At 65.7% G+C, this 21,443-nt stretch carries 20 protein-coding genes and 3 tRNA genes; 12 read left to right on the forward strand and 11 right to left on the reverse strand.

What is annotated here, in order from left to right; genetic code table 11:
* Window positions 1-3: 3 nt before the first annotated feature.
* Window positions 4-1,152, reverse strand: a complete 1,149-nt coding sequence (locus B840_RS08660) for a Nif3-like dinuclear metal center hexameric protein (RefSeq protein WP_042621826.1) — start codon at window positions 1,150-1,152, stop codon at window positions 4-6.
* Window positions 1,153-1,205: 53 nt separating this feature from the next.
* On the opposite strand from B840_RS08660, the gene B840_RS08665 reads away from it, so the two are divergent.
* The 5 genes from B840_RS08665 (at window position 1,206) to B840_RS08685 (ending at window position 4,745) form a co-directional block, all read left to right on the forward strand.
* On the forward strand, window positions 1,206-1,853 hold the full coding sequence (locus B840_RS08665) for an HAD hydrolase-like protein (RefSeq protein WP_084602894.1): 648 nt from the start codon (window positions 1,206-1,208) through the stop codon (window positions 1,851-1,853).
* Window positions 1,837-2,349, forward strand: coding sequence for a low molecular weight protein-tyrosine-phosphatase (locus B840_RS08670; protein WP_042621828.1), 513 nt, complete (start codon window positions 1,837-1,839; stop codon window positions 2,347-2,349). Before B840_RS08665 ends, B840_RS08670 begins: the two co-directional genes overlap by 17 nt.
* A gap of 25 nt (window positions 2,350-2,374) precedes the next feature.
* On the forward strand, window positions 2,375-3,274 hold the full coding sequence (locus tag B840_RS08675) for an SURF1 family cytochrome oxidase biogenesis protein (protein WP_042621829.1): 900 nt from the start codon (window positions 2,375-2,377) through the stop codon (window positions 3,272-3,274).
* Between the two features lie 87 nt (window positions 3,275-3,361).
* Window positions 3,362-4,201 (forward strand): hypothetical protein, encoded by an 840-nt coding sequence (locus B840_RS08680; RefSeq protein ID WP_042621830.1) that lies wholly within the window; start codon window positions 3,362-3,364, stop codon window positions 4,199-4,201.
* On the forward strand, window positions 4,128-4,745 hold the full coding sequence (locus B840_RS08685; protein ID WP_042621831.1) for a hypothetical protein: 618 nt from the start codon (window positions 4,128-4,130) through the stop codon (window positions 4,743-4,745). Before B840_RS08680 ends, B840_RS08685 begins: the two co-directional genes overlap by 74 nt.
* 39 nt (window positions 4,746-4,784) lie before the next feature.
* Here the strand turns inward: B840_RS08685 and B840_RS08690 are convergent.
* Window positions 4,785-4,857: transfer RNA gene (locus tag B840_RS08690), tRNA-Val, on the reverse strand.
* A gap of 71 nt (window positions 4,858-4,928) precedes the next feature.
* Window positions 4,929-5,357, reverse strand: coding sequence for a DUF3052 domain-containing protein (locus B840_RS08695; RefSeq protein WP_042621832.1), 429 nt, complete (start codon window positions 5,355-5,357; stop codon window positions 4,929-4,931).
* 395 nt (window positions 5,358-5,752) lie between these two features.
* Here B840_RS08695 and aceE point away from each other — a divergent pair, with 395 nt between their 5' ends.
* Together aceE and B840_RS13815 are read left to right on the forward strand one after the other, a co-directional pair.
* Window positions 5,753-8,506: a pyruvate dehydrogenase (acetyl-transferring), homodimeric type gene (gene aceE, locus B840_RS08700; RefSeq protein WP_042621833.1), complete on the forward strand. Its 2,754-nt coding sequence runs from the start codon at window positions 5,753-5,755 to the stop codon at window positions 8,504-8,506.
* Window positions 8,507-8,900: 394 nt separating this feature from the next.
* Window positions 8,901-9,560 carry a DUF1707 domain-containing protein gene (locus tag B840_RS13815; protein WP_229676599.1) on the forward strand — a complete coding sequence of 220 codons (660 nt, stop codon included), beginning with the start codon at window positions 8,901-8,903 and terminating at the stop codon, window positions 9,558-9,560.
* Here B840_RS13815 and B840_RS08710 read toward each other — a convergent pair.
* From B840_RS08710 to B840_RS08720, 3 genes are read right to left on the reverse strand one after another with little or no spacing between them, the layout of a single operon-like run.
* Window positions 9,557-10,366: a serine hydrolase domain-containing protein gene (locus tag B840_RS08710; protein ID WP_042621834.1), complete on the reverse strand. Its 810-nt coding sequence runs from the start codon at window positions 10,364-10,366 to the stop codon at window positions 9,557-9,559. The genes B840_RS13815 and B840_RS08710 overlap by 4 nt on opposite strands.
* Window positions 10,367-10,372: 6 nt before the next feature.
* Entirely contained in the window at window positions 10,373-11,389 is a 1,017-nt protein-coding gene (locus tag B840_RS08715; protein ID WP_156971877.1) for an alpha/beta fold hydrolase, read from the reverse strand.
* A gap of 49 nt (window positions 11,390-11,438) precedes the next feature.
* Window positions 11,439-12,581 (reverse strand): hypothetical protein, encoded by a 1,143-nt coding sequence (locus B840_RS08720; RefSeq protein WP_156971878.1) that lies wholly within the window; start codon window positions 12,579-12,581, stop codon window positions 11,439-11,441.
* A 230-nt stretch (window positions 12,582-12,811) separates the two neighbouring features.
* On the opposite strand from B840_RS08720, the gene B840_RS08725 reads away from it, so the two are divergent.
* A complete protein-coding gene (locus B840_RS08725; protein WP_042621836.1) occupies window positions 12,812-13,054 on the forward strand; it encodes an acyl carrier protein in 243 nt (80 codons plus the stop codon).
* A 28-nt stretch (window positions 13,055-13,082) separates the two neighbouring features.
* On the opposite strand, the gene B840_RS13120 is transcribed toward B840_RS08725, so the two are convergent.
* Window positions 13,083-13,685, reverse strand: a complete 603-nt coding sequence (locus B840_RS13120) for a DUF5067 domain-containing protein (RefSeq protein ID WP_042622652.1) — start codon at window positions 13,683-13,685, stop codon at window positions 13,083-13,085.
* 137 nt (window positions 13,686-13,822) lie between these two features.
* Here B840_RS13120 and B840_RS08735 point away from each other — a divergent pair, with 137 nt between their 5' ends.
* The 3 genes from B840_RS08735 to nrdF all read left to right on the forward strand — a co-directional run bounded on the left by B840_RS08735 (window position 13,823) and on the right by nrdF (window position 17,090).
* On the forward strand, window positions 13,823-14,632 hold the full coding sequence (locus B840_RS08735) for an HAD-IIA family hydrolase (protein ID WP_042622653.1): 810 nt from the start codon (window positions 13,823-13,825) through the stop codon (window positions 14,630-14,632).
* Between the two features lie 125 nt (window positions 14,633-14,757).
* Window positions 14,758-15,747 carry a hypothetical protein gene (locus B840_RS08740; protein ID WP_042621837.1) on the forward strand — a complete coding sequence of 330 codons (990 nt, stop codon included), beginning with the start codon at window positions 14,758-14,760 and terminating at the stop codon, window positions 15,745-15,747.
* Window positions 15,748-16,088: 341 nt separating this feature from the next.
* Window positions 16,089-17,090, forward strand: a complete 1,002-nt coding sequence (gene nrdF / locus B840_RS08745) for a class 1b ribonucleoside-diphosphate reductase subunit beta (RefSeq protein ID WP_042621838.1) — start codon at window positions 16,089-16,091, stop codon at window positions 17,088-17,090.
* Window positions 17,091-17,200: 110 nt separating this feature from the next.
* On the opposite strand, the gene B840_RS08750 is transcribed toward nrdF, so the two are convergent.
* From B840_RS08750 to B840_RS08760, 3 genes are all read right to left on the reverse strand, one after another.
* Window positions 17,201-17,614: a hypothetical protein gene (locus B840_RS08750; protein ID WP_052491143.1), complete on the reverse strand. Its 414-nt coding sequence runs from the start codon at window positions 17,612-17,614 to the stop codon at window positions 17,201-17,203.
* A gap of 303 nt (window positions 17,615-17,917) precedes the next feature.
* A complete protein-coding gene (locus B840_RS08755; RefSeq protein ID WP_084602896.1) occupies window positions 17,918-19,399 on the reverse strand; it encodes an SLC13 family permease in 1,482 nt (493 codons plus the stop codon).
* Between the two features lie 211 nt (window positions 19,400-19,610).
* Window positions 19,611-19,684: transfer RNA gene (locus tag B840_RS08760), tRNA-Ile, on the reverse strand.
* A 205-nt stretch (window positions 19,685-19,889) separates the two neighbouring features.
* Here B840_RS08760 and B840_RS08765 point away from each other — a divergent pair.
* Window positions 19,890-19,962 (forward strand) — tRNA-Asn (locus B840_RS08765).
* 234 nt (window positions 19,963-20,196) lie between these two features.
* Here B840_RS08765 and B840_RS08770 read toward each other — a convergent pair.
* Entirely contained in the window at window positions 20,197-21,399 is a 1,203-nt protein-coding gene (locus tag B840_RS08770) for an IS1249 family transposase (protein ID WP_042621839.1), read from the reverse strand.
* Between the last annotated feature and the right edge of the window lie 44 nt (window positions 21,400-21,443).

Below are 21,443 nucleotides of genomic sequence, written 5' to 3' on the forward strand. Positions count from 1 at the left end.
CTTCTACTTGCTGGGGTGGGCGTTGCTTGCGTGGGCGGACAGGGTCCAGGGGTCAGTGCGCAGGTCGATGACGTGCGTCTCGACGCCCGCCTCCCCGCCGACGATCCCCGCCGCCTGCGCGGCCCACGGGAATTCGCTCGCCCAGTGGGCGGTGTCGATGACGGGCGGGCCGCCGGCCCGGAGGTACTCGTCGACGGGGTGGTGCCGCAGGTCGGAGGTGACGTAGGCGTCGACGCCCAGGCCGCGGACCGCGTCGAGGAAACTGTCGCCGGACCCGGAGCTGACCGCCACGGTGCGGATGACCGCGTCGGGGTCGCCCGCGGCGCGGACCCCCCACTCGGTCTGCGGCAGGGCGTCGGCCACCTGCTGGGTGAAGTCCCGCAGGGTCATCGGTTCAGGCAGCTCACCGATTCTACCCAGACCCGGGGCCAGGGCGGTATCCGAGGTGTCGGCCATCTCGAGGATGTCGAAGGCCGGCTCCTCGTAGGGGTGGGCGGCTCGCAGGGCGTCGATGAGGGCGCGGCGTCGCGAAGCGGGGGCGACGAACTCGACCCGCAGCTCAGCCGCCCGGTGCGGCACCCCGACCTCGCCGTCGGTGGGGTCGGCGCCCTCGACGGGCGTGAACTGGCCGGTGCCCTCAATGTCGAAGGCGCAGCCGCGGTAGTTGCCGATCCCGCCGGCGCCGGCGTCGAAGAGCGCCGCCTTCAGCGCCTCCGCGTCGGCCGGGGGAACGTGCACGCCCCACTTATCCACGGCGGCGCCGGACTTCGGCAGGATCGGCCGGCCCGGAGTGATGCCGACCAGCTCGGCGAGGCGGTCGTTGACGCCGGGGCGGGCCGAATCCGCGTTGGTGTGCGCGCTGAACAGCGCCACCCCGCCCTTGATGAGGGTGTGGATGACCTTCCCCTTCGGGGTGTCGGCCGCCACGGACGTCACGCCGCGCATGAGCAGCGGATGGTGGACCACCAGCATCTGCGCGCCGATGCGCACCGCCTCCTCGGCGACGGCCTGGGTGCAGTCCAGGGCGAAGGCGACCCGCCGGACCTCGTCGGCCGGGTCGCCGCAGACCAGGCCCACGGTGTCCCAGCTCTCCGCGAGCGAGGGCGGGTAGGCGGCCTCGAGGATCGTCCGGATCTGTGCGACTGTGCTCATGGCTCCTCAGTGTAGACGGGCAGTTTCCCGCCCTGTCTGGCACATTGGGGGCGGTGAGCATTCTTCTTCTCGACGTCGACGGCACCCTCATCGATTCCCTCCCCGGCATCCAGCGTGGATTCCGGCACACCCTCGACCTGCTCGGCTGGCCCCACCCGGACCAGGAGTTCACCGACCGCATCGCCGGCCCGCCGATGGAGACCACCCTGCGCTCCCTGGGCATGAGTGAGGAGCTGGCGCAGGAGGGCCTGCAGATCTACCTCGAGTACACCCGCCGCGGCGGCTGGGCCGACGCCGCCACCTTCCCCGGCACGCTCGAGCTGGTGCGCCGGTGGAAGTCCGCGGGCCTGACGCTGGCGACCGCCACCTCCAAGGGGGAGTCCTTCGCCCGGCAGATCCTGGAGCGCGAGGGCTTCCTCGAGCACATCGACTTCCTCGGCGCCGCCCAGGAGGACGGGCCCCGGCGCCGCAAGTCGGCCGTGATCGAGCACGTGCTCGCCACGAACGGTTGGCGTGTTGACACGTCAGATATCCTCATGATCGGTGACCGTTCCCACGACATCGAGGGTGCCGCCGAACACGGCATCGACACCGTCGCCGTCGCCTGGGGATACGGAACCCCCGCGGAGTGGGCGACCGCCGCACACACCGCGCACACGCCCGAAGATCTGGAAGGGATCGTCCATGACTGGCTCGCCTAACGAGGATGAGCGTTACCACGTCAACTTCGTCTGCACCGGAAACATCTGCCGCTCGCCCATGGCCGAGGTGATCTTCCACGACGCGGTGGAACGCTTCGGCCTCGCCGCGCACATCCGGGTGTCGTCCTGCGGCATCGGCGGCTGGCACGTGGGCAACGGCGCCGACAAGCGCGCCGTCGCCGAACTGCGCGCCGCGGGCCACGACGGCTCCGAGCACGTCGCCTCCCAGCTGGGCCCCGAGGACATCGCCGCCGATCTGATCGTCGCCCTGGACACCGGGCACGTCGCCGAGCTCCTCGCCCGGGAGGTGCCGGAGGGCAAGATCCGCCTGCTGCGCAGCTTCGACCCCACCGCCCCCGAACAGGCCTCCGTGGCCGACCCCTACTACGGCGGGCCGGAAGGCTTCCGGCAGACCCGCCGGGAGATCGAGGCCTCCGTCGAGGGCCTGCTCAACTTCGCCCGCGGGGCGATCCAGGTGAGCAACCGGGCAGTGTAGACACGGCGGGTACACTGTCCTTCTGATGAACACGACACGGCAGCGTTACGGAAGCGTCCACGGGCGGGGTAGGAAGGGTTGGAGGACCTTCCTCAAACCGGGCTGGGTGTTCATGTTCCTGGCCATCATCGCGTTCTCCTACGCCGCCTTCTCCTTCCTCGCCCCCTGGCAGTTGGGCAAGGACGACCAGATCGTCGAGCGCAACGAGCAGATCGAGGCCGCCTTCGAGGTCGACCCCGTGCCCGCCGAAGAGGTCTTCGGCCCGGGCGGCTCAATCGCCCCGGAGGACGAGTGGCGCCGCGTCATCCTCGAGGGCCGCTACCTCACCGACGCCGAGGTCCTCCTGCGCCTGCGGCCGGTCGACTCCTCCCCCGCCTTCCACGCCCTGACCCCCTTCCAGCTCGACTCCGGGGCGACGATCCTGGTCAACCGCGGTTTCACCGTTCCGCTGGACGGCAACGTCCCCGACATGACCGACGCCCCCGCCGGGCCGGCCAGCATCGTCGGCCACGCCCGTTTCAACGAGGCCGTCCCGCTCTCCGAGCCCATGACCGACCAAGGCTACCGACAGGTCTACGGCATCAACACGCCGCAGATCTCCGAGGTCGTGGGAGTGGACCTCGCCGAGGGCTACGTGCAGCTCTCCGCCGACCAGCCCGGCGTGCTCAACGCCATCCCGGTGCCCAAGCTCGACCGCGGTTCGCACCTGTCCTACGGCTTCCAGTGGATCGCCTTCGGCATCATGGCCCCGCTCGGCCTGGGCTACTTCATCTGGGCCGAGATCCGTGAGCGCCGCCGCGTGCGCGACGAGGAGCAGGAGCTTGTCGGCGCCCCCGGTGCCCCCGTGGAAGCGGAGACGGCGGCGGTGCCAGAGGTTCCGGCGGCGTCGAGAAGAACGCGCGAGCGCTACGGCGACGGCCGCTGACAATCCTCAGGCGAAGCCCAGGAAAAATTGTCTGTGGAGGGATAGGCTGGGAATGTCACCCCGACTAGTTTCCGCAGGATAGGAATCATGGGCTTCTGGAACCGACTGATCGGAACTTCCGGCGCGGAGCGGATCGTGGACGCTCGCGCGGCAGGATCCCGCACACCCCGCCACTGGCGGGCGGATGAAAAGCATGCGGACCTGTGCTGCGACCCCCGGGTGGCGGCGCAGACCCTGCTCATGGCGATGGACAACGCCGCCGAGCTCGGGTTCGTGCCGCGGCGGGAGATCACGGTCGACGACATCGACTTCGACTTCTACAACGGCGCCGAGGGTTTCCGCCTCGAGCACCTCAGCGCTCTGCTGCGGCTGCGGGAGGACGACGGCACGCCGGTGTTCCCCCGGACCGTCCACTTCGACCCGGAGTGTGTGGAGTCCAACGACGCTTACGTGAACCTCCTGTGGCGCGTGGCCGAGGCCGCCGGAAGCACCGACCGCTTCACGCAGGTCCACAGCGACCTGCACTTCGGGCCTTTCTTCAGCAAGCAGCCGGTCGGCGAGCTCCATTACCACCTCGACGGCGAGCCGGTGCGTCTCGACGTCGCGGTGGAGGGCGAATGGGCCGATCCCGAGGTCGTCCGCCAGATCTGCAAGGACGCCACCCCCGAGGGGCACCGCTGGGTGGCCACCGGCGACTTCGCGGTGCACGTGTGGGTACCAGAGGAGCGTGCGGACGAGATCGCGCGTATCTTCGCCTCCGAGGACACCGCCGCCGAGGCGCGCCTCGCGGGCCTCCTCTACGAGGAGCGCCACCACGGACCCCACCGACACCACGAACACGCAGGAGCAGCCCATGAAGAGCCGGAAGAAGCAGCGCAGCAGGACCCGGAAGGTCGTCGAGACGACTCCGGCCCCCGTCCAGACTGACCTGGACCTCCTCGAGCGTAGCCTGTCGACCCTCGCGGCCTACGACTTCCGGCCCTCCGCCGCGATCTCGCCCGGCGACCTCGACGCCGACGCTTTCCACCGCCGCCCCCTCTCCACCCTGCTCACCCACGTCGACGAGGACGGCAACCCCCTCTTCGGGCGCGTGCACATCGACGAGGACGAACTGACCCGCACGTCCGTCACCGACCTGACCTGTTTCGCCGCCACCGTGGCCGAGCACGCCGGCACGGCGATCAGCGAACCCGTCGTCATGACCGACCCCGGCTCCCCCACCACCGGCAGCCTGCGCTACACCGTGGACCAGACGGTCCACGACCACACCTTCCACATCGACCCCGACTTCGGCGACGACCTGGTCGAGGCCGACATCCTCGAGGGCGTGGCCCCCGAGGGCTACGACGCGTTCACCTTCTACGCCGTCCCGGCCATGAAGCCGGTCACCCTCTGGCTTCCCGCCGACAGCGACGACAAACTCATCGAGGCGCTCGCCGCCGAGAACCCCGAGCCGGCGGCTACCGAATAGAAGAAGCCGCCCGCCGGGACTCCGGCGGGCGGCTTGCTGTGCGCTCTGACGGGCTCGAACCGCCGACCTACTGGGTGTAAACCAGTTGCTCTTCCAACTGAGCTAAGAGCGCTGGAAAGTGACCGGCAGGAAGTGCCTGCCGGTCACGCTTCCGGAAACTTTAGCACGCTGATCCGGAACGACTTACTTCTGGGGTCCGCTGGCCACGAGGCAGGAGCCCTGCCAGTTGCCCAGACGGGCGGCCTTGGTCTGCACCAGGCCTGCGAGCTGCGCGGATTCGGAGATCTCGCCGGGGGCGATGGTCCCCGCTTTGCCGGCGCCGGGGGTCAGGAGCCAGATGCGGCCGTTGTCGGCCAGGGGCCGGATCGCGTCGACGAGTCCGTCCACCAGGTCGCCGTCGTCTTCGCGCCACCAGAGGAGGACGAGATCGCAGAGCTCATCAGTGTCCTCGTCGAGCAGCTCCCCGCCGACGGCGTCTTCCACTGCCTCGGAGATGTTCGAATCACAGTCGTCGTCCCAGCCGACTTCCTGGACGGTCATCCCTTCACGGACACCGAGAACCTGTGCGTATTCCTGGGCGTCTTTGTGCACCACGCCCGGAGCGTCCACCACTGCGTTTTCCTCCTTGTTGTAGGCCGATTCCCCTGTGGAATCGACCTGAATCGGTTACTGCTAGGCAGAATACAAGGTAACCGCTGGCTTTTCATCATTTCGTAAAGGTCACACCAGGTTATTCCGGCGGGGGTGGACCGCCCGATTCGCAAACCCAGGCTATCTTTCCGGGCTACGGAGTCCGCGTGCGACAAGTGAGCACGAGATACGGGCACGAGGGGGGCGTCGATAAGCACGGCGGTGACGGCACCGTTTTCTTCACAAGGTTGGCAGGTACCCTGCCGGGCCTTGGCCGATGAATGCACGTATCCTTGATGAGACACTCGAGCCCTTCCGGAACACCTGACCGGCAGGACCGATGCTCCACCTCACCACCACAAACCTGGAGGCTAGACATGGCAGAAGACCTGAACGCTAACGGCGCCAAGGACGACTCCAATTTCCCTTTGATCCGCGACGGCGTCGCCTCGTACCTGAACGACAACGACCCGGAGGAGACCCGCGAGTGGATGGATTCCCTCGACGGCCTGCTCTCCGAGTCCTCGCCGGAGCGCGCCCGTTACCTCATGCTGCGTCTTCTGGAGCGTGCCTCGGCCAAGCGTGTCCCGCTGCCGAACCTGACCTCCACCGACTTCGTCAACACCATCCCCACCACCATGGAAGTCGACTTCCCGGGCGATGAGGACATGGAGAAGCGCTTCCGCCGGTGGATCCGCTGGAACGCCGCCATCATGGTGCACCGCGCCCAGCGCCCCGAGATCGGCGTCGGCGGCCACATCTCCACCTACGCCTCCGCGGCCCCGCTCTACGAGGTCGGCTTCAACCACTTCTGGCGCGGCAAGGACCACCCGGGTGGCGGCGACCAGATCTTCTTCCAGGGCCACGCCTCCCCCGGCATGTACGCCCGCGCCTTCCTCGAGGGCCGCCTCAGCGAGGACGACCTCGACGGCTTCCGCCAGGAGGTCTCCCGCGGCGAGGGCAACGGCATCCCCTCCTACCCGCACCCGCACGGCATGCCCGACTTCTGGGAGTTCCCGACCGTCTCCATGGGCCTGGGCCCGATGGACGCGATCTACCAGGCACGATTCAACCGCTACCTGCACAACCGCGGCATCAAGGACACCTCCGAGCAGCATGTCTGGGCCTTCCTCGGCGACGGCGAGATGGACGAGCCGGAGTCCCGCGGCCTCATCCAGCACGCCGCGCTGAACAACCTGGACAACCTCACCTTCGTGGTCAACTGCAACCTGCAGCGCCTCGACGGCCCCGTCCGCGGCAACACCCAGATCATCCAGGAGCTGGAGTCCTTCTTCACGGGCGCCGGCTGGAACGTCATCAAGGTCATCTGGGGCCGCGAGTGGGACGAACTGCTGGCCAAGGACAAGGACGGCGCCCTGGTCACCGTCATGAACACCACCCCGGACGGCGACTACCAGACCTTCAAGGCCAACGACGGCGCCTACGTCCGCGAGCACTTCTTCGGCCGCGACGAGCGCACCCTCAAGCTCGTCGAGGACATGACCGACGAGGAGATCTGGGCCCTGCCCCGCGGCGGCCACGACTACCGCAAGGTCCACGCCGCCTACAAGCGCGCCCTGGAGACCAAGGACAAGCCGACCGTCATCCTCGCCTTCACCATCAAGGGCTACGGCCTGGGCCACAACTTCGAGGGCCGCAACGCGACCCACCAGATGAAGAAGCTGACCGCCGACGACCTCAAGGCCTTCCGCGACAAGCAGTCCATCCCGATCCCCGACGAGGTTCTCGACGCCGACCCGTACCTCCCGCCGTACTACCACCCCGGCGAGGACGCCCCGGAGGTCCAGTACATGAAGAAGCGCCGCGAAGAGCTCGGCGGCTTCATCCCGGAGCGCCGCAGCACCTACACCCCGCTGCAGGTCCCCGACCTGGACAAGCTGCGCTCCGTGCGCAAGGGCTCCGGCAAGCAGGAGGTCGCCACCACCATGGCGCTCGTGCGTTCCTTCAAGGAGCTCATGCGCGACAAGGAGCTGGGCAAGCGCGTCGTGCCGATCATCCCGGACGAGGCCCGCACCTTCGGCCTGGACTCCTGGTTCCCCACCCTGAAAATCTACAACCCGCACGGCCAGAACTACGTGCCCGTCGACCACGACCTCATGCTGTCCTACCGCGAGGCCACCGACGGCCAGATCCTCCACGAGGGCATCAACGAGGCCGGTTCCATGGCCTCCTTCATCGCCGTCGGCTCCTCCTACGCCACCCACGGCGAGCCGATGGTCCCGCTGTACATCTTCTACTCGATGTTCGGCTTCCAGCGCACCGGCGACAGCATCTGGGCCGCCGCCGACCAGATGGCCCGGGGCTTCCTCATCGGCGCCACCGCCGGCCGCACCACCCTGACCGGTGAAGGCCTGCAGCACATGGACGGCCACTCCCAGATCCTGGCCTCCACCAACCCGGGAGTCGTCTCCTACGACCCGGCCTTCTCCTACGAGATCGCCCACCTGCTCCACGAGGGCATCGACCGCATGTACGGCCCCGGCCGCGGCGAGAACGTCATCTACTACCTCACCGTGTACAACGAGCCGGTCTCCCAGCCGGCCGAGCCGGAGAACCTCGACGTGGAGGGCCTGCACAAGGGCATCTACCTCTACTCCCCGGCCTCCGAGGCCGGCGTCGAGGGCCACGAGGCGTCCATCCTCGCCTCCGGCATCGGGATGAGCGCCGCCCTGAAGGCACGCGACATCCTGGCCGCGGACTACAACATCCAGGCCAACATCTTCTCCGTCACCTCCTGGGTCGAACTGGCCCGCGACGGCGCCGCGAAGAACAAGGAGCAGCTGCGCAACCCGGGTGCCGAGATCGAGACCCCGTTCGCCACCAAGCAGCTCAACCAGGTCGACGGCGAGACCTACGTGGCGGTCTCCGACTTCGCCACCGACCTGCAGGAGCAGATCCGCGCCTTCGTCCCGGGCGAGTACATCGTCCTCGGCGCCGACGGCTTCGGCTTCTCCGACACCCGCCCGGCCGCCCGCCGGTACTTCAACATCGACGCCGAGTCCATCGTCGTCGCCGTCCTCATGGGTCTGGCCCGCGAGGGCAAGATCGACATCTCCGTGGCCGCCCAGGCCGCCGAGAAGTACCAGCTCGACGACCCGACCGTGGTCTAGCCTTTCCGGTTGGTCGCAGCCGCCCACCACGCCTCCCCCTCGAGGGGTGGCGTGGTGGGCGGTTTCTCGTGGTCGGGCTGGCCTTGCGCAGCCTGGCCCGGGCCGCGGGGCGGGCCCCGCCCATCCACTTCATGCCCCCTTAAGAAGTCCTCGCGGTGTTTGCCCGGGTCTTAAGGGGGCGCGGAGTGTCCCCGTCTCCCGCGGTGGCGGGCCCGGGCCGCGGGGCGGGCACCGGCCATCCACTTCATGCCCCCCTTAAGAAGTCCCTGCGGTGTTTGCCCGGGCTTTAAGGGGGGCGCGGAGTGTCCCCGTCTCCCGCGCAGCCTGCAAAGCCCCGGGTCCGGCCCCCGTGGGGTTATCCTGAGGGGAGTTCTACTGAAGGAGACCTCCCCCGATGAACCCCAGCATGAACCGTCCCCGGCAGCCCCGCGACGAGGACCGCGAGCAGCTCCAGGCCGACCTCACCCGGCTGGTGGGCGCGGGGCGTCTGCAGTTCGAGGAGTTCGACCGGCTCTGCAATGTGGTGTGGTCGACGCAGGACAAGGGGGTGCTGGACCGGATCCGGGCGCAGTACCTGACCCACTACGCACCCCAGCAGCCCCAGCCCCCGCAGCACCAGCAACCTCCCCAGCAGCCGGTGCCCATGGCCCAGCCCGGCGCGCAGCACGTGATGCCGGTGGAGGGGCAGCCGGCGGCCTCCACGATGGGCAACATCCGGCGTACCGGGGAGTGGACGGTACCCGAGTATTCGATGTTCAAGTTGACGGGGTCGACGCTGCACCTGGACCTGCGGCGGGCGAACGCGGCGGCGCCGGTGTGCACGTTCGAGATTCAGGCGGCGATGTCGTCGATAGAGATCGTCGTGCCGCCGGGGGTGTACGTGGAGAACCGGATCAAGGATCTGTTCTCGTCGGTGAATATCCAGACCACCCAGCCCCTGCCGGGGGCGCCGCGGGTGGTGCTCACGGGGTCGATCAAGGGGTCGGGGCTGAACGTGACGACGAAGCAGGCGCCTCCGCAGAACAGCCTGTGGAGCCGACTGATGGGCAGCTAGCCGGCCAACTCTTCCCAGATCGCGGCGTTGGTGTCGGACCACAGGGGTTTGGCCCAGTCGCCGAAGGGGCGGTCGGTAAGCGCGACCATGGCGCGGCCGGTGTCGGGGGCGACCCAGATGTAGGTGCCGGACTGGCCGAAGTGCCCGAAGGTGTCGGCGGGCATGTTGGGGCCGGTCCAGTGGGGGTCCTTGGCGCCCTTGATCTCGAAGCCGAGGCCCCAGGGGCAGGGTTTCATCATGCCGTAGCCGGGGACGATGCCGGCGAGGTCGGGGAACTGGATGGTGGTGGCCTCGGCAAGCGTGGAGGGGTGCAGGAGGGTGGGGTGCATCAGTTCCAGGAGGAAGGTGATCAGGTCGTGGGCGGTGCCCTCGGCCTCCCAGCCGGCTGCGCCGCGCAGGCGGGTCCACTCCATGCCGAGGGGTTCCATGACGCCCTGGCGGAGGTATTCGGCGAAGTCCATGCCGGCGGCTTCGGAGACGGCGTCGGCAAGGATCTGGAAGCCGTGGTTGGAGTAGATGCGGCGCTCCCCCACCCCGCGCACGCGATCGCCCTCGTTGAAGCCGACGCCGGAGGCGTGTGCCAGGAGGTGGCGGACAGTTGACCCCGAAGGGCCCAACGGGGTGTCCAGCTCGAAGATGCCCTCCTCCACGGCCATGAGGAAACCGAAGGCGCTTAAGGGTTTGGTCACGCTCATCAGCTCGAAGACCTTGCCCAGGTCGCCGATGCGGTGGATGTCATCGCCGTCGATCACCGCCGCGGCATAGTTGTCGACGGGCCATTGCTTCACCAGATCCAGAGCCTTCACAACACCTCACTCTAGCCGGAGCAGGAGCCGGTCGATCGCGGCGTTGAGGATCTCGGGTGCCTCGAGGGGGATCATGTGGCCGGCGTCCGGGGCGGTCTGCAGCCAGGCTTCGGGCCAGATCTCGATGAGCCTTTCGGCCTGGCCGAGCGGGGTGACGTTGTCCTTTTCACCGGCGATGACGTAGCCGGGGATGCCCTGCAGGTAGGGGCCGGCGGCGAGTTCGTCGTGGACCTGGAGGTCCTCGAAGAATCCGACGAAGGTCTCCAGGGGAGTCTCGTGGATCATGGCGGCGTGGAACTGGATGATGTCGTAGTCGATGCGCCGGTGGAAAATGGCGACCGCGAGCGTCGGCGCCAGGATCGCGGCGGCCTGCTGGCGGAATTTCTTCGCCTCGTCGGGCTGGGTCTCCACGGCGTTGTAGACCTGGTCGGCGACCGGGGAGGCGAGGAGCTGAGGCAGGCCCTGATCGGCCAGCGCCTCGATGGAGGTGGACACCAGGACGATGCCGGCGATCCGGCCCCAGAGCTCCGGTGGGCAACGGCGCACCAGGTTCAGCGCCACCAGCCCGCCGAGGGAGTGGCCCACCAGGATGACGGGTCCGCAGACGTCGCGGGCGCGCAGGACCGCCAGGGCGTCGTCGGCGGCACCCTCGACGGTGCACCGGGCGGGGTCGACGCGACCGGTCTGGCCGTGTCCGCGGGTGTCCAGCAGCAGGAGCCGCGCGGAGGGCCAGCGTGCACGCAGATGGTCGACCTGGCGGTAGAAGGATTCCGCGGGGATGGAGAAGCCGTGGAGGAAGAGCACGGTGGGGGCGTCGGGGCGCACGGGGCCGTACTCGTACCAGTGGATGCGGATGCCGTCGCTGTCGACGGTGCCGGTGCGGTCGATGCCCGTCAGGCCCGGCTCGCGGCTGCCCGAGTGCAGCGCGCCGATCTCCAGCGCCAGGCGGCGGCGGCCGTTCGGCGTCAGCTGCAGCGCCCAGCTGCGCAGGCGCGACAGGGGGCGCGCCAGGGGAAAAGTCATGGGCATAAACGCTACCTGTTCGATACTTCCTGAGTGTCCGCTGCCCCAGTCAGGTGAAGTCACCTTTCCGGGGTTCGTCGGATTCTTCCGTCGTTCTGCTGTGGAGTTCCTTCTGCTCTCCATGTTTTCCCAGCGACGCAGCTGTGGAGAATAACCACCGATCGTCCGCGCCACGCTCGACGCTAACTCCTTCAGGGGAAACTATGACCCTGATGGGTTCGTCGAGCTTCTCGGTAGCGATGACCGTTACGGCGAGCCATGCGTCATGCAGAGCGCGGATCCGGCGAAACTCTGCGGCCAAGAGAACTAGTTCCCGGAAGTCATGCGCCCTCTCACCGAGATCTCCCTTTGCGTCCGCGACACGCGGCCAGAGGAGCGGACCCACCAGTTTATCGGCAACTTTTTTCATCAACTTGGCCGGTGAACCTGGCCCTTCATCCAGGTCCTCGACTGGCGTGGAGACCTCAAGCTCAGTGCTGGGGAACAAGGTCCTCTGAAAATCTTTCTCAGATCTGATCGATTCCAGCAGACTCTTTTCAGATGAAGTGGTTGGCTTGGATCTGGTAGTCGCCAGTGACTCAATTGTCGGCTCTTCAATCAACTGCTCAATGAATTCAACATTCAGTGAATGCCCTGGCAAAGCTTTTTGGACCAATCGCTTAATGTGAATCTCATCGTTGTAGAAGAGGGCACGGAACTGGTCTGCAAGCAACAATCGCATAGACCGGAAGGAGTCCCTGACAAGGTCAAGGTCATAGAGAAGCGTGTGCGGCAGTGTCACTTTCTTGTTGGACACCAGCACATCTATCAAAGCATCGACTTCCCGAACCAGGTACTCCGAGCTACGAAGGTCAAGACCGTTTCCTTCGCGATGGACCCTCCCCCATCGTCCCATCATTTCTGTGAGCCACTCGATTCTCTGTGCCTGTTCGTGAGAAGTCTCAACAAACTTGCGCTGCTGGCGGAGCTCCCAGGTCTGCCAGAGTGCAGCTCCCGAATCTGCGATCTGCAGCGTACAGCTGAGTGGCCCAGGGATGGGCATATGCGGTGGACGAGGCGCCGGCGTGGGATCCCCTCCCCCAGGTCTGAATCCATCGGATCTGCCTGAGAGCGCGTTCCATGCGATGGTGCCCCCCTGGTAGACGACCTCCCAGAAGCTTCCGTCGTCTTTCTGAACGATATGAACAGCCATTATTCTCTAGCCTCTCGGTCTCGGAGAAATTTCCAGACTACCGGTATCTCTTCCCTGCTACGAAGAGAAACTAAGGAGGACGACAAAGCAGCAGTCTGGTGGACCAAATGTCATCCGGATTTTTTCCGGCTAATTCATTCTGGTCTGATGGTTCTACTCCTCTCCTGTTTTCCTCCCGACTGGGGCGAGTTAAAAAGATCCTAAAAGCCCCATCATCTAGGATCGTGGTCATGATCTCTCCCGAACTGGCCAGCATCATTGAGGAGGCCTCCGGACTGGAGGCCGAGGCACTCACCCCGGACGCGAAGCTGCGCGAGCTGGGCATCACGTCGCTGTCGATGATCGAGATCGCCGTGCGCGCGGAGGACGCCTTCGGCGTCCGGCTTTATGACGACGTCGTGTACAACCTCCAGACCGTCGGCGACCTCGCCGCACACATTGAGGCTGAGACAGACTCACCGGACGGGGCTTAGACACCATCCCGGTCGGCGGCCATCGGGATCACTGGATCGGGAACGTCTGGGTGCCAAGGTCGTCGTCTGCGATGAGCTCGACGGGCGTCGTCTCATCGGTGAGCTCATAAGCGACGGCGTTGGAAATAGTGCCACCCGGCTTGATTTCCGCCGACTGGGTGTCCTGGGTCGCCGGGTCTGGATGCCCTGCCACATCTAGTTTGTTCACGATGTTCGGATCGTTGTCCTGAACAGCATCGAATGCGAAGATCCATTTCGAGTTGGCGGTCACTCCCTCATCCGATTTGTTGGTGATGTCGTAGAAGAACGCGATGACGGGCGTATCTCCGTGTTCATTTCCCGGCTCGCCTACCGCGATCTTCCGCACGTCGGTGATCCGGATCGTCACGTCGTCCCTTTCGAGGACGCCATCGACGAAATACTCTGTCGCATCCGTGTTGGCGGCCGGAACCTCAGCAGATGTTTCTGCGCTCGCTGTCGGAGTTGTGGAAGGCGAGATTTCAGTTGTCGTGCTCTGCTCCTCAGCCGTCGCCGGCCCGGCCGATTCAGCGCCGTCATCCCCACACGCACTCAACGTCAGGGCAAGTCCCGCACTCGTAGCCAAGACGAATATCCGTCGCGAAAATTTCATAGTGATCTCCAAGTAACGTGTTCAGAATTGAAAGGACAAATAGTTTCCGGCTCAAGCTTATGACATGCAGTCTGGCCCCATGCGCCCTCCTCCACTTTGACGCGCACGATCCGGCGTAACGGAGGACAATGGCGGACATGACCGCCAGCATCAGCTACCTGACCGACATGGACGGCGTCCTCATCCGCGAAGGCGAGATGATCCCGGGCGCCGACCGCTTCCTGCAGGCCCTGCGGGACAACGGCATCGAGTTCATGGTGCTCACCAACAACTCGATCCACACCCCGCGGGACCTTTCGGCACGTCTGGCCGCCACAGGGCTACGGATCCCGGCCGACCGGATCTGGACCTCGGCCACCGCCACCGCCCATTTCCTGGCCAATCAGCGTGAGGAGGGCACGGCCTACGTGGTCGGCGAATCCGGACTGACCACCGCCCTGCACGCCAAGGGGTGGATCCTCACGGACTCGAAACCGGAATTCGTGGTCCTGGGCGAGACCCGCACCTACTCCTTCGAGGCGATCACCACCGCCATCAACCTCATCCTGGGCGGGGCGCGCTTCATCTGCACCAACCCGGACGTCACCGGCCCGGCCCCCCAGGGCGTGCTGCCGGCGACGGGTGCCGTGGCTGCGCTGATCACGGCGGCGACGGGGATGCGCCCGTACTACATCGGCAAGCCGAACCCGGTGATGATGCGCTCGGCCCTGAACACCATCGGCGCCCACTCGGAGAACGCGGTGATGATCGGCGACCGCATGGACACCGACGTCAAGTCCGGCCTGGAGGCCGGCATGCGCACCATCCTGGTCCGCTCCGGCATCTCCGACGACGCGGAGATAGACAGGTACCCCTACCGCCCCACCCGCGTCATCGATGACATCGGGCAGCTCGCGGACCACGTGCTGGACCCCTTCGGGGACGGGCACTACAGCACTGAGGTGTAACCGGCTCGTGTCAGGATCAAGCTGATCCTTCCCTCCCCCGCCCCCTGACGGACCCGCCCGGGCGAGTTTCAGCCCGTCCCCGACACGGCGTGCGGCCGATCCCCTCCTCTGCCAGACTGAGCCCCATGAACCAGGTCGGGGGGCCGCTCATCTGCACCACTGGTGCGTCCGTCTCAGCGCAACGCAGGCTCTACCGCGGGTGGGCGGCTGGCGACTACCACAAGCTGGCGCCCGGCCACTTCATCGACGCCCGGACCCACCGCGAGCTGTCCGCCACCGCCCAGGTATGGGCCAGGATCACCGCGTACGCCTGCACGGCACCGAAGACCTACGTCATCGGAAGCTCGGCGTCACTTCTCTGGGGATTCCCCGAGCAACGCAGCCACGGCCAGTGCCTGGGCGCTCCCGTGGAATTGGGCAGGTCGGCGGGACGCACGGTCCACAAGGGGAGCGTCCACTACCGGGCGTTACGGCGGGAGCACTCCTCCCGGACCCGCCTGATGGACACGGGTTTCGGCATCGTCCAAGTGACCGACCGCCTGACCACGTGCCTCGACCTGGCCCGCTGGAACAGCCTCGACGATGCCGTTCACGCTCTCGATCACTGCCTGCAGAAGAAATGGTTCACTCTGGGGAAGGTGGATAGCCGGGTGCAGGAAATGGGCGGTGCCAAGAGAATCGACGACATCCGGCAGGCGGCACTGCTGGCCTCCGCGGGATCGGAGAGTCCCCGGGAGACAAAGCTCAAGTTGCTGATGTGGCGTCTCGGGCTGCCCGTCCCGCTCCAGCAGGTGAACATCACATCGCGCCGGGGCACGTGGCTGGGCCGGGTCGACTTCTTCTACCCCGGCCTCGGGCTCATCATCGAGTACGACGGCCAGGGCAAATACGACCTTCCCGCGACAGACGGCAGGTCTGTGAAGGAGAAGGAATACGACCAGACCGTGGAGTACCTGGCCAACGGGCTGAGCATCGTCCGGGTGCGCAAGGAGCACCTGTCCAATGGGTTGGCGGCGGAGATCATCGTCGAGCAGGTCCGGACGCTCTCCGGTAAGGGCCTGTCCTACCCGGATCACCTGTGGTCCGGCGGCGTGCCCGCCTGGCGGACCGGGTGAGGGCGGCAGGGCGGCAGGGCGGCAGGACGGGAGTGTCAGGATCAGGCTGATTCTCCCCGCCACCACTCCCCCACAGCCCCTCCCTGGGCAAACGTCAGCGCGACCCCGACACCCATGCCACCCACACCAACCCGACCCACCACCCACACCAGTCACCCGAACCAGCGAGTCTGGGATTCCGCCCACCGACTGGCTAACATGGACCGCACAGGGCTGCCCCCGCCCTCCGATCACTTCAGAGCCCTTTCAAGCTCTGCAATCCCCGGGGGCATTTCCCGTGGTGCAACAGGCAGCACAACCGACCAGCAGGTGGATCCAGGTTCGAACCCTGGCGGGAGAGCGTGACCACTTCAACCCAGACCGTCAGCACCCCTGTCCACTACCAGCCGGGCGACATCCTCGACTCCGTCGACTGGAACCACATCCCGGACCAGATCGACATGGACATCTGGAACCGCCTCACCACCAACTTCTGGCTGCCGGAGAAGGTCCCGGTGTCCAACGACGTCAGCTCCTGGCGCCACATGACCGCGGCTGAGCAGACCGCGACGATGCGCGTGTTCACGGGCCTGACGTTCCTGGACACCATGCAGGGCACCGTCGGTGCCGTGAGCATCCTGCCCGACGCGGTGACCCCGCACGAGGAGGCGGTGTACACGAATATCGCCTTCATGGAGTCGGTGCACGCGAAGTCCTACTCCAACATCTTCATGACTCTGGCCACCACCCCGGAGATCGACGAGTCCTTCCGCTGGTCGCGTGAGAACGACAACCTGCAGTACAAGGGCCGCACCATCATGGAGCAGTACCGCAACGGCACCCCGCAGCGCAAGAAGATCGCCTCGGTGATGCTGGAGTCCTTCCTCTTCTACTCGGGCTTCTACCTGCCGCTGCGTTTTTCGTCGATGGGCAAGATCACCAACGCGGCGGACATCATCCGCCTCATCATCCGCGACGAGGCCGTCCACGGTTACTACATCGGCTACAAGTTCCAGCAGGCCGCCAAGCTGCAGACCGCGGAGGAGCAGGAGGCGGACAAGGACTTCGCCCTGGAGATGCTCATGGATCTCTACGACAACGAGGCCCACTACACCCAGGACATCTACGACTCCCTCGGCTGGACCGAGGACGTCAAGGCTTTCCTGCGCTACAACGCCAACAAGGCGATGATGAACCTGGGCTTCGAGGGCATCTTCCCCGCAGATTCCTGCCGTTTCAACGCCGGCGTCATGACCTCCCTGGACCCCTCCGCCAACGAGAACCACGATTTCTTCTCCGGCTCGGGTTCCTCCTACGTCATCGGCACCGCTGAGGAGACCACGGACGACGACTGGGACTTCTAGTCCGCTTATCGACGCCCGACTGCACCCCGCCACCGCTCAAGCGGTCCGGCGGGGTGTTTTTTGTGTTGTTGCGCGCCCCCGGCTACTCCCCCGGTTCCCCCGGAAGGTTTCTAGTCCCCCAGGGTGAGCTCGGCGGTGAAGCCGTGGTTGCGGGCGAGGTTCTCCACGACGGTGCGCAGGCGGCACAGTTCCTCGTCGGTGCCCGTGATGAGCTGGTTGCAGGCGATGCGCGGGCCGTCGCCGGCGTCGTCGCAGCGCCGCCAGGCGGTGAACCACTCGGCGGTGAGCGGATCGGCGTCGGCGTAACTGATCTCGGAATCGCTGGGGATGCAGACAACCATGGCGGTCTCGACGCGCGAGCGCACGGCACACGGCATACCCGTGATGTTGAGCACGGCGGTGCGTGCGACATCGGACGCGAACGCCGGGTAGGCGGGTGCGTCGGGGGTCTCCCACGGATGGTCCGGTACCGAGGAATCGGCGGCGCCCAACCAACGTGCGAGCGTAGGTGCAAGGGTGGTCATGTCGAAAATCCTTCGGCAGTAAAACGACCACCGCCCTGGATCAATTCAGAAAATCCGGAACGGCGTAAGACGAGGTTCGTCTTCCCCAACGGCCTCGTTTGCACTTCCCTCAGTGTCAGCCCCTGGAATCACACCTGCAACTCTAAACCCCCACTTCAACCCCCGTTTCTTCAAGTTGAAGTTGAGAGTTATGGGTCAAGACAGGTGGCCACAATGAAACCGCTCCCGGCCGGAGGATCGGCTGGGAGCGGCTCGGGAAGTAGAGGCGGGGGACTTCGAGCCCCCCCCACAGCAGGAAAGGCCTTAAAGGCTGACGTTGAACACCAGGGGAACCAGGGTGTGCAGGACGATCATGATCAGCACCAGGGAGATCATGTTCAGCCACACGCCGGCCTTCACCATCTGCTTGATGGTGATTTCCCCGGACCCGAAGGCCACGGCGTTGGAGGGGGTCGCGACCGGGAGCATGAAGGCAGAACAGACGGCCAGGGTGACGGCGATCGTCATGATCAGGGGGTCCATGCCCACGCCCACGGCCACGGCGCCGAAGATCGGGAAGAAGGCGGCCGCGGTCGCGGTATTGGACGTCAGCTCGGTCAGCGCCAGGCCGACGAGGATGACCACCAGGACGATGACCCAGTTGGGCAGATCTGCCAGGCCGGACACCTGGGATCCCACCCACTCCGAGAGCCCCGTGTTGGTGAACATCGCCGAAAGTGACAGACCTCCACCGAAGAGGAGCAGCAGCCCCCAGGGGACCTCGCGGGAAGTGGACCAGCTGAGCAGAGCAGGGCTTTTGGGGTTGATGCTGCGTTTTTCGGCGGGCACGATGAAACACGCCACAGCGGCGGCGATGGCGACCTGGGTATCAGAGATGGACGCGAGGAACGGCAGATACTCCTCCACCACGGCGATGTCTGCAATGAAGGGCACCGCCACCCAGAAGAAGATGGCCGCCAGGAAGATCAGGCCGACCCGCTTTTCCGACGTCCTCATCGCCCCGAGGTTCCGGTATTCCTCCCGGATCATCTCCTTGCCACCCGGAATCTCATTGACCTCCGGACGGAAAACAAACTTGGTCAGCACCAACCAGGCCACCGCCACCATGACCACAGCCCACGGCACACCGATGAGCATCCACTGCGCGAAGCCCATGTCGAAGTCCTGCGATTCCAGCAGGTAAGCCTTCATCAGTGCCATCGGCGGCTGGCCGATGACCGTAGCCGTGGAACCGATGGTCACGCCGTAGGCGACGCCCAGGAGCATGGCGGCGGAGAATTTCTTACCGGCTGCCCGGCTGTCCACCTTCCGCACCAGCTGGATGATGGACGACGCAATGGGCACCATGATCACCGCGGTCGCGGTGTTGGACACCCACGCGGAAATAAACGCCGAGGCGATCATCAGCCCGAGCACGATCTGGGCAGGCTTCGTGCCCACCGCCCTGATGGTCAGCAACGCCACCCGCAGGTGCAGGTTGGACTTCTCGGTGGCCAGCCCGAGGATTACGCCGCCCATGACCAGGAAGACCACGGAGTTGGCGTAGGGGCCGGCAACCTCAGCCATGGTCCCCGCACCGACGAGGGGGAAGAGGACCAGAGGAAGCAGTGAGGTCACGGGAATGGGCACTGCCTCTGTCATCCACCACAGCGCCATCCAGATCGCGATACCGGCGACGGCCCGCCCCCCGAAGGAAAGACTCTCCGGCAGCAGCAGCGTAATGATCACGGCAACCACAGGGCCGGCGAGGATCAGCCACCAATTTCGGTCGTTGCTGGAATCCATGGGGTCCTGGGCCCGCGGGGATGCGGTGGACTTTTCAGTGGCAGGGGAATTATTCGACTGGTCACTCATTGGTCACCTCTTATGATGCGGATCATGAGGGAGCACCTTACATGTCGCATCACACAAGAAAGCATTAAGACGACCGCCTCCCCCCGTGCCGCCGAGACGAGAAATCCCCGCCGGCCCGAAAACGGGCGGGCAGGGATTTGTGTGGGGCCAGCGGGACTTGAACCCGCGACCTACGGATTATGAGTCCGCGGCTCTAACCAACTGAGCTATAGCCCCCTGCATGTAACCCGGTCAGTATATCGGCACCCGGTAGCCGCCACGGCAATGACCTGCCCGCAAGCCTCACCGCGTCAAACACGGCCAGACTCCCCCACACTCGAAATGCTTTTCTAGCTGGCGATTTGGCACCCCAGGCAAGCTGCCTTATAGTTGTAAATCGTTGCAGGGAAGCGCGTGAGCGCCGAACAGCACGCCAAGTTAATCCTCCATAGCTCAGTTGGCAGAGCATTCGACTGTTAATCGAAGGGTCACTGGTTCGAGCCCAGTTGGAGGAGCAAAAGCGAAGGCCACCGGAGAAATCCGGTGGCCTTCTTTGCGTTCCCGGGGTCAACGCCCACTGCTAGCGTGGCGGCAGTAGCCCCCAACGGAAAATGGTGATCCCCATGGCCGAGAACAGGGTTAAGGGAAGAAATGTGTGCTTTTGCGGCGTGTCGGGTTAAGGGAAATTTCGTGTGCTCGCCGTCCCCGGCCACTGACCCCGGATAGTGGGTGTGAGCAGCCGGGACAGCTTATCTACCTAGCCAACCGCGGCGGATGCCCATAGAGTTCGTCGGTGTGGCATCGATACCGGTGTCATAGGTAGCCGGTCGACCGTCTTCACGGCCGACGTCAGGCTGCTGCTGGTTGATCAGGTCGGTGACTTTGGCGAGTCCGACCTTGCCCCACTGCTGCTGCCTGGCGATGCTGATCGGGTCGTCAGGCAGCTGCGTATGGGTGTACAGCCACCAGTCCACCGCGATGCGTTGATGTTCATCGAACATGCCGCGGTGGTGACGCGCCAACGCCTTGATCTGCGCGTTGACCCCGCCTTCCAGGCAGTTGGTCGTCGCCTTGACCGGGGTGGTGACCCCTTCCGGTGGGGTGAGGAAGGTGAACAGGTGACCGCTGGTGGCTAGTTTCTCCAGCAGTTTGTAGGCGCGGCGGTGTCGGTGGTGGGTGAACCACCAGGCCTTGTTGGTGCGTGCGAACGCCGGGACCTGGTCGGCAGGGACATCTGCCTTGTAGGTCTTCTCGTTCAACCAGGGGCCGTAGACGCCGTGGAACTGCTGCAGCAGCACCAGCCAGGTGGCGGCCTGTTCGGGCGTGGTCACCCGTAGAAGTTTCAGCGACAGCTGTCGTAGTGCCTTGCCGGCCGGTAGCTGGGGGCGGAGGGTGACGTGGGTCTGGATGTTGCGTTTGACGTGCACGATGCAGCGCTGGATGGTGGCCTGTGGCCAGGTGTCCCTGATGGCTTTGAGCGCTCCTTGTTGGCCGTCGGTGGTCACAATCAACGGGGCTGGGATCTGGTCGAACAGGCGGGTGTAGCTGTCGGAGTCCTCCCGGGTGCACCAGTGCCAGGCCACGACGTGTTCGGCGGTGCACACCACCAGCAGGCACGTGGTGTTGAAGTAGGTGCCGTCGATGAACAGCTGGTCGTGGACGCGGCGGGTATCGGTGTTACGCGGGACCTGGATGAACCAGTAGTCGTGAAACCAGTTGGTCAGTGTCCGGCGGCTGATCCCAAGCTGGTGGGCGAGGCTGGTGCGTGACTGGGAGTTCAGGATCCAGGTGATGAACAGGCCGAAGCGGTGGGCGTGCTGATCATCGGGGCGGGTGTTGGTGATGGAGGCGCCGCAGGTGGTGCACCGCCAGCGTGGGGAGCTTTTTGAGGTACGGCCGTTTCTTCTCATGGGCCCGGTGCAGACCGGGCAGGTGGGTCGTGTTCTGTTCACTCACCTGGTGTAGTCCGGTGGTGGGCACACGCGGTGTTCGGGGC

Source organism: Corynebacterium marinum DSM 44953, assembly GCF_000835165.1.
Lineage (GTDB): Bacteria > Actinomycetota > Actinomycetes > Mycobacteriales > Mycobacteriaceae > Corynebacterium > Corynebacterium marinum.